Origin of the sequence: Bacteroides sp. Ga6A2 (assembly GCF_000702225.1) — a bacterium.
GTDB lineage: Bacteria > Bacteroidota > Bacteroidia > Bacteroidales > Bacteroidaceae > Ga6A1.
Genome location: NZ_JNKX01000072.1, coordinates 1 through 6,465 on the forward strand (window position 1 = coordinate 1; position 6,465 = coordinate 6,465).

At 44.0% G+C, this 6,465-nt stretch carries 7 protein-coding genes, 1 rRNA gene and 1 pseudogene; 5 read left to right on the plus strand and 4 right to left on the minus strand.

The genetic code is table 11. The features are described from left to right. Positions 1 to 330 (minus strand): 16S ribosomal RNA (locus tag T538_RS0113405); the annotation flags it as partial. Between the two features lie 629 nt (positions 331 to 959). On the opposite strand from T538_RS0113405, the gene rd reads away from it, so the two are divergent. Continuing rightward, positions 960 to 1,121 carry a rubredoxin gene (gene rd, locus T538_RS18210; RefSeq protein ID WP_081835002.1) on the plus strand — a complete coding sequence of 54 codons (162 nt, stop codon included), beginning with the start codon at positions 960 to 962 and terminating at the stop codon, positions 1,119 to 1,121. Between the two features lie 401 nt (positions 1,122 to 1,522). Here rd and T538_RS0113415 read toward each other — a convergent pair whose 3' ends face one another. Further along, positions 1,523 to 2,323, minus strand: coding sequence for an ADP-ribosylglycohydrolase family protein (locus T538_RS0113415; RefSeq protein WP_031534499.1), 801 nt, complete (start codon positions 2,321 to 2,323; stop codon positions 1,523 to 1,525). Between the two features lie 40 nt (positions 2,324 to 2,363). Beyond that, positions 2,364 to 3,269 carry a LysR family transcriptional regulator gene (locus tag T538_RS0113420; RefSeq protein WP_031534497.1) on the minus strand — a complete coding sequence of 302 codons (906 nt, stop codon included), beginning with the start codon at positions 3,267 to 3,269 and terminating at the stop codon, positions 2,364 to 2,366. 292 nt (positions 3,270 to 3,561) lie between these two features. Here T538_RS0113420 and T538_RS0113425 point away from each other — a divergent pair, with 292 nt between their 5' ends. Genes T538_RS0113425 through T538_RS0113435 form a run of 3 tightly spaced genes read left to right on the plus strand, consistent with a single transcriptional unit; the run spans position 3,562 to position 5,022 of the window. Further along, positions 3,562 to 3,747: a hypothetical protein gene (locus tag T538_RS0113425; protein ID WP_031541399.1), complete on the plus strand. Its 186-nt coding sequence runs from the start codon at positions 3,562 to 3,564 to the stop codon at positions 3,745 to 3,747. Then, the gene (locus T538_RS0113430) at positions 3,716 to 4,564 is read left to right on the plus strand and encodes a threonine/serine exporter family protein (RefSeq protein ID WP_081835001.1); all 849 of its coding nucleotides are present in this window, start codon (positions 3,716 to 3,718) and stop codon (positions 4,562 to 4,564) included. Before T538_RS0113425 ends, T538_RS0113430 begins: the two co-directional genes overlap by 32 nt. Then, positions 4,555 to 5,022: a threonine/serine exporter family protein gene (locus T538_RS0113435; RefSeq protein ID WP_031534491.1), complete on the plus strand. Its 468-nt coding sequence runs from the start codon at positions 4,555 to 4,557 to the stop codon at positions 5,020 to 5,022. The genes T538_RS0113430 and T538_RS0113435 overlap by 10 nt, the downstream gene beginning before the upstream one ends. A gap of 102 nt (positions 5,023 to 5,124) precedes the next feature. Here the strand turns inward: T538_RS0113435 and T538_RS0113440 are convergent, their stop codons facing one another. After that, entirely contained in the window at positions 5,125 to 6,081 is a 957-nt protein-coding gene (locus T538_RS0113440) for an acyltransferase family protein (protein WP_197025793.1), read from the minus strand. Between the two features lie 166 nt (positions 6,082 to 6,247). Between T538_RS0113440 and T538_RS18475 the strand changes: the two are divergent. Further along, positions 6,248 to 6,465: pseudogene (locus tag T538_RS18475) on the plus strand (IS1182 family transposase); the annotation flags it as partial.

Consider the following 6,465-nt stretch of genomic DNA (forward strand, 5'->3'; position numbering starts at 1 on the left):
TCAGTTCCAATGTGGGGGACCTTCCTCTCAGAACCCCTACCGATCGTCGCCTTGGTGGGCCGTTACCCCGCCAACAAGCTAATCGGACGCATCCCCATCCCCTACCGATGAATCTTTCGTTATATTCCCATGCGGAATCATAACTGCACCGGGTATTAATCTTACTTTCGCAAGGCTATCCCCGGGTAGGGGGCAGGTTGGATACGCGTTACTCACCCGTGCGCCGGTCGCCATCTAAGAAAGCAAGCTTCCTTAATGCTGCCCCTCGACTTGCATGTGTTAAGCCTGTAGCTAGCGTTCATCCTGAGCCAGGATCAAACTCTTCATTGTAAAATATAATTTGTTTAATTTCCTCAGCTCCGATAAATCGAATTGACAGTTCGTATCTTGTTTTTTACCCGTGAGTCAGCATTCAAACCGACTCACAGCTCCTGTACTTCTTCGTCTATGTAAATCTTTCAATGAACTCTTTCTACCTATTCTTACTAGTACGCAATCAAGCGTTTTCAGAAGTAATTTCTCACTTGAAATCACACTTTAAAGAACAAATCTTTTCGGATTATTAACACTCGTGTTTTGTTCCGAAAGACTTTGCAAAGATACAGTCTTTTTCTTTACCACCAAACATTTTCCAGATTATTTTTTCAGAAAAACGCATTTTTCTTACTTTCGTGCTTTTCACACATTATATAATATGCATTGACGAACTCACGTTTTTTCATACAAATCCCAAATTTCAGGGTATAAAAATTGCGATACAGAAAAAAGCTGTACTCTTATGGCAAATCTTCTGAAACAATCGGGTATCCAAAGAGAATGATGTTTTCTAACATCTGAAAAAAAACGAGCATTTTGTAACGGATTCGAAAATATGTAGTATATTGCAGCCGTGTTTCGACAGTAACTGAGATTCACAAGTATTTAATAAATAAGTATTAACAAACTAAAAGATTATTACTATGACAAAGTATGTTTGCGACATTTGCGGTTGGGAGTACGACCCTGAAGTTGGTGTTCCTGAAGCAGGAATAGAACCGGGGACTGCGTTCGAAGATCTTCCTGATGATTTTGAATGTCCTCTGTGCTCGGTAGGAAAAGATCAGTTCAGCCCTGCTGAATAATGAGAAATATTTCTGTTGTTTTATAAATTTACGCGATAGGGACTGCCTTTTTGAGAGACAGCCCCTATCATTTTATTTTTCTGACTATAAATTAAAACGGCTGAAAAACTAAACCAATGCGATTATTCAGCTTTCTTACTATCAATTTACTGTTTATCCATCTCCTACCTTGCCCGTACTCTTCGGCTTGCTTACCCATTACTATCGGCTTGCTTGAACGTACCCTGAACGTATCTTGAACGTACCTTGAACGTACCTTCCCCGTAGCTACCCCGTTCCTACTCCGAAGCTACCCCGTACCTTCTGGCTTACTTACCTATACCATGGCACGATTTTTCAACTTTCTCTAAAGACATTGTCCATTGTCAACTGTCTCTAAGGCTTATGCAACCCCCGAACATCTACCGCAAAATCTTGCAAACCTCGGATTCGGGATTGAATTTCGTTTCAAAATCGGACAAGACGCAAATCATTTCTGTAGGAAGAAGACTCAAGGCTTTTATTGCGATTTCTGTCGGAACGCCGTAGCATGCTTCGGCAAGCGAACCTACGATTGCGCCAAGCGTATCGCTATCACCACCATAAGAAACGGCCTTACGAACGGCATCCTCGAAACTTGACGACTGCGAGAATAGATGAAGAGCCAACGGAACACAGCCTTGACACGTTTCATTCCACTCCCCTTCCTTCGGGATGCGTTCGGGATAATCATCACCATAGATTCTCCGACAATGAAGGCGAGCATCTTCGAGCGGATTCTTCCACATCTTCTGACGGATATTGAAAATGGCAAGGGCTATGGCTTGCGCGCCTTTTATACCTTCGGGGTGAGAATGAGTACATTCTGCCGATTTTGCTGCTTCACCTGCGACCTTTTCGTCAGTAGAAAAAGCCCATCCGGTTGGAGAAACTCTCATTGCCGCGCCGTTTCCGTAACTGCCATAAGGCTGGGGATTTTCGGAACGAATCCATCGTGAAAAAGAACAACCGTATGCGCCCATCGGATTTGGATACTTACGACACCAATAAACAAGGCTATCGCGATATGATACTCCTTTAAGAATGGCATCGGCAACGGCTATTGTGCAGACAGAATCGTCGGTAAACGAACAACCGCGCGGAAAGAAATCGAAATTGTAATCTAAGGTATTGCAGAATTCATAAGTGCTTCCGGCAATATCTCCTATTATTGCTCCAATCATAATACGTTTTTGTTAACTTTTCTGCAAAAATAGCAATTTTTTACAGAAACTCGAGCATACTCATGTTATAAGCCTTGTTTTCGCAGAGCATATTTAGAAATTCTTTCGTGGCACGCTTCATGTAGGCGTTGCTGCAAGTGTGGAACGAGCCCTCCATCTGCGTTCCGCGCTGGTCGAGCGACAGAACTTTGATGCCGGGAGTTCTGACTACAGCCGCCTGACTGATTACGCTGACAAGCTGACTCGAAGAGCGCACGAGGTCGAGCAAAAGATTGACTTCGTTTATCTCGAGCCGAATATCGAAGCGGTAATCTTTATCCTTGGTGAGCAGGTCGAATGTGTTTCGAGCCTGCAAGCCCTTGGCAGGCATGGCAAAAGGAAACTTCTCGATATCAACAAGACGAACCTTTTCAAGTCGTGCAAGAGGATGAGTATCAGAGACGATAATGGCAAGTTTATTGTCGAACATGATGTGCGAGTCGATGCCCGGCTGGACAAAATTCGGCTTGTAACTAAGAGCCACGTCGATGCGCTCCTCGTTGAGCATCTTCAGAAGTGTTTCCATAGAGTGGCACATGATATTAATCTTGACTCCCGGATATTGCTTCATGAACATAAGCACGGTTTCTTTGAGGAGCGGCAAAAATGAATAAGTCGAGCCAATGTTCAATTCGCCAGAATCAAGCATCTGAATGTCGCGAATGCGGTCGAGACAACTTGCGGCCGCCTTCAGAGTTCGCACAGCCTGCGGAAGAAAAGCCTTTCCGACATCAGTAAGACTTACATGATGAGAGTCGCGCGTAAGGAGCGATGCTCCGAGTTCGTTTTCAAGTTGCTGAATCTGCTGTGACACTGTACTTTGCGATATGTTGAGCTGGCGCGCCGCCTCGCAAAAATTCAATACTTCGGCTACCTTGACAAAATATTTTATCTGCCTTAATTCCATGTTCTTCTACGTTATTCGTTTATTTAGCGATGCAAAGATACAACTTTATCGGACTGTCTTGCATCGGATTTTGTTTTATTTTCGATAACCGCAATCGATTTTACCAATAATAAAACATAATGCTTTTTTACGATTGCGGCAATAGAAACTTATAATTACCATTTCTTTTACAATGAAACAATATGCAATAATTTTGCACTCCGAAAGTCGGAGGAGATTTCCTTCTTCGGCAAAATGATTTAAATAAAACATTGATATGGAGTATATTGCGAATACACTATCAGCACATTTAATGATGAGTCGAGTTGTGATTATATGGCTTCTGATTTTCGGAGTTATAATCTTCAGTTTCGGCTTTAATGTTATGAGAAAACTGCGGATGCTTAACGACAAGCATCATATAATTAACGTGGACCGCGATCTTGTAGACATTGAAATTCTCGAAGATGACGATGAAAATGGAGATGACGCACTATAACGAATCGTGGTCGCACGAATATGTGAAGGAAGTGTGCCAGTTCCTGTCGGACTACGCCACCGCCATGCTATCGGCAGGTGCAACGACATCGAGAATTGAACGCTGCGTGGCGAGGATTTCAAGAAAATACATGGTCGAAGTCGATATGTCGATTCTGCCTACGCGCATTCTACTGACCGTGTGGGACAGCGAGCACAGCCACAACTACAGTCAGGTGGGCAAGACGCACAGCAACGGCATCAACCTGAATACGACGACACAACTGAGCCTTCTGAGCCACAAGATTGAAGACTGGATTCCATCGGCAGAATGCAAGGACATGGAAGAAGGATTGCTCAGCAACGTGAAAGAATCGGCAGGCGAGTTGAAGAAAATCCTCGACGTTCCGAGGATAAACAAGCACATCGTCATTTTTCTGACGGCAGTTGCCAACCTTTCGTTCTGCCGTCTGTTCAACGGCGACTACATTGCCATGAGTATCGTTTTTGCCAACACAGCCGTTGGATTCTACTACAAGAATCTGCTTCTGTCGTGGCACATAAACCAACACATCGTGACGATAATTGCCAGCATAATCTCGGCACTCATAGGCTCGTCGGGATTCATTTTTGGAATAAGCAGCACGCCAAACATCGCGCTTGCCACCTCGGTGCTGTGGCTCGTGCCCGGAATAAGATTTATTAACGCTATGAGCGACATTCTGCGCGGCCACTATCTGGTGGCCCACAGCCGACTGACGGACGCACTTATAACGACCATCTGCCTGTCGGTAGGACTATGTCTCGCTCTCATAATTTTTCAGATAGAATGGAGATGACAGAACTGCTTCAGGACGGCTTTTACGCCAGTCTGGCTGCCATCGGATTTGGCAGCATAAACAATCCGCCGCGCCGACTACTTATCTGGTGCGGAATGATTGCCGCCGTGGGACATGCTACGCGATACTATCTTATGCATTGCGAATGGCAGATGAACATTGTAATTGCCGGATTCATAGCAGCCTCGGTCATCGGACTGCTGTCGGACATCGCGGCGCATCACAAGCATTGCCCGAGCGAGATTTTCTCATTCCCCGCCCTGCTGCCGATGATTCCGGGAATGTATGCCTACGGAACGGTTCAGGCTCTTGTCCTGTATATCTATCAGCATCAGAACAACGGCGAGACGGGGCATTATCTCGACCTCTTCATCTACAACGGAACGATGACTCTCCTCATCATTCTGATGATGGTTGTGGGTTTGTCTGTTCCGAGAATTCTCAGATTTACGAAGTGACTACGTAATATTAGACTTATCTCTCTTATATCAAGCAATGTTAAACTACAATCAACAACTATCTTAAACAGAAGGCTCGCTGACGATAGCGAGCCTTTCTTTTTATCCTGATATTTTTTTGACAATTTTGCTCAATAAGAATGCAAGCGCGACACTCAGAACGGGCATGAGAACGAAACACAGCGTCTCGTTGAAGTGAAGAATGCGGCACATCTGGAGACATCTTTCGTTTAGAAGATAGACTTCGAGTGTTATTGAACCGCAGAACGACAAGATTCCAACTCTCTTTATTCTGTCGAGAATGAAAGACATCAGCAAGCAGAAAGACACAGCCGTGAAAATGTTTACAAGATATGTGAGTTTGTAGAAATCAGTCTGTAAAATTGTATTCAAAAAGAAACACGACAAAAATATTATCAGACAGAAAACGATGGAATATTTCGGCAATACGGTTTTCTGCTGGACGAATTTTCCGAGTGTCAACCCAAGCAAGAAAATCGGCAAACGGTTGATGACGATAAGCAATCTGCCGATGTGCATATCTCTTGCCGGAGAAAGATTCAGACCGAGAATAACGACAATCAAGAGAAACACGAATGCGAACCGACTCTTCGTATTCTCCAGAAAAGCATAAAACGGCGGAACAAGCAAATAGAATACGAGAATCGACGGAATGTACCAGTCGGTCAAATCGCCCTCAAACCAAAAACGGAGGTTGGTTACCCGGTACAGAAACTGCCAAACACCCTCGGCTGAAAAATGGAATTCCTTGTAAACACAATAATAAAAATGCCACACAACAGCCACAATCAAGTATGTTGGCAAAATCCGAAGAAAGCGTTTCTTCAGAAATTGACAGGCATCGGGATTCTTAGTCCACGAAAAGAACAAGCCTATTCCTGAAATGAGGAAGAAGATATCGACTCCGAAATTTCCCTGCGACTGAACCAGATTAAAAAAAGTATCGTGAAAGATATGAGGCGCATGAAAAAGCACAACGAGAATGATGGCGATTCCCATCAGCGAAGAACGATGTTTTGACAGCAAAAATAGATTCATTCTTTTTATTTTTTTCTGCAAAGATATAACAAATAACGAACACATCTGCCCCACCGAACAAAAAAAGAGGGTGTGTCAAAATAGGCACATCCTTTTTTTATATCAAAGCCCCGACTTTCTCAAGCCAGGGCTTCGTTATGTCGTAAAGTTTTCGTATCTTTACAACATGCAATATAAAACGCAACAAAGATACCACTTTCGTCCGTATTCTCCAAATCAGACGATACTTTTTCCTCAGAGAATCGACAAGGACATTGCCCAGGACGACCCAGTCCATCTTGTGAGCAGCGTAGTTAACAGTTTGGACTTGAGCGGTCTTCGCAAACTGTACAAGGAGCGTGGCCGCAGCCCCTACGACCCGAAGATGCTTCTGGCCGTAGTCAT

Coding starts and splice junctions, on each gene's coding strand:
- rd (WP_081835002.1), top strand. CDS start 960: ATGACAAAGTATGTTTGCGACATTTGCGGTTGGGAGTACGACCCTGAA.
- T538_RS0113415 (WP_031534499.1), bottom strand. CDS start 2,323: ATGATTGGAGCAATAATAGGAGATATTGCCGGAAGCACTTATGAATTC.
- T538_RS0113420 (WP_031534497.1), bottom strand. CDS start 3,269: ATGGAATTAAGGCAGATAAAATATTTTGTCAAGGTAGCCGAAGTATTG.
- T538_RS0113425 (WP_031541399.1), top strand. CDS start 3,562: ATGATGAGTCGAGTTGTGATTATATGGCTTCTGATTTTCGGAGTTATA.
- T538_RS0113430 (WP_081835001.1), top strand. CDS start 3,716: ATGACGATGAAAATGGAGATGACGCACTATAACGAATCGTGGTCGCAC.
- T538_RS0113435 (WP_031534491.1), top strand. CDS start 4,555: ATGGAGATGACAGAACTGCTTCAGGACGGCTTTTACGCCAGTCTGGCT.
- T538_RS0113440 (WP_197025793.1), bottom strand. CDS start 6,081: ATGAATCTATTTTTGCTGTCAAAACATCGTTCTTCGCTGATGGGAATC.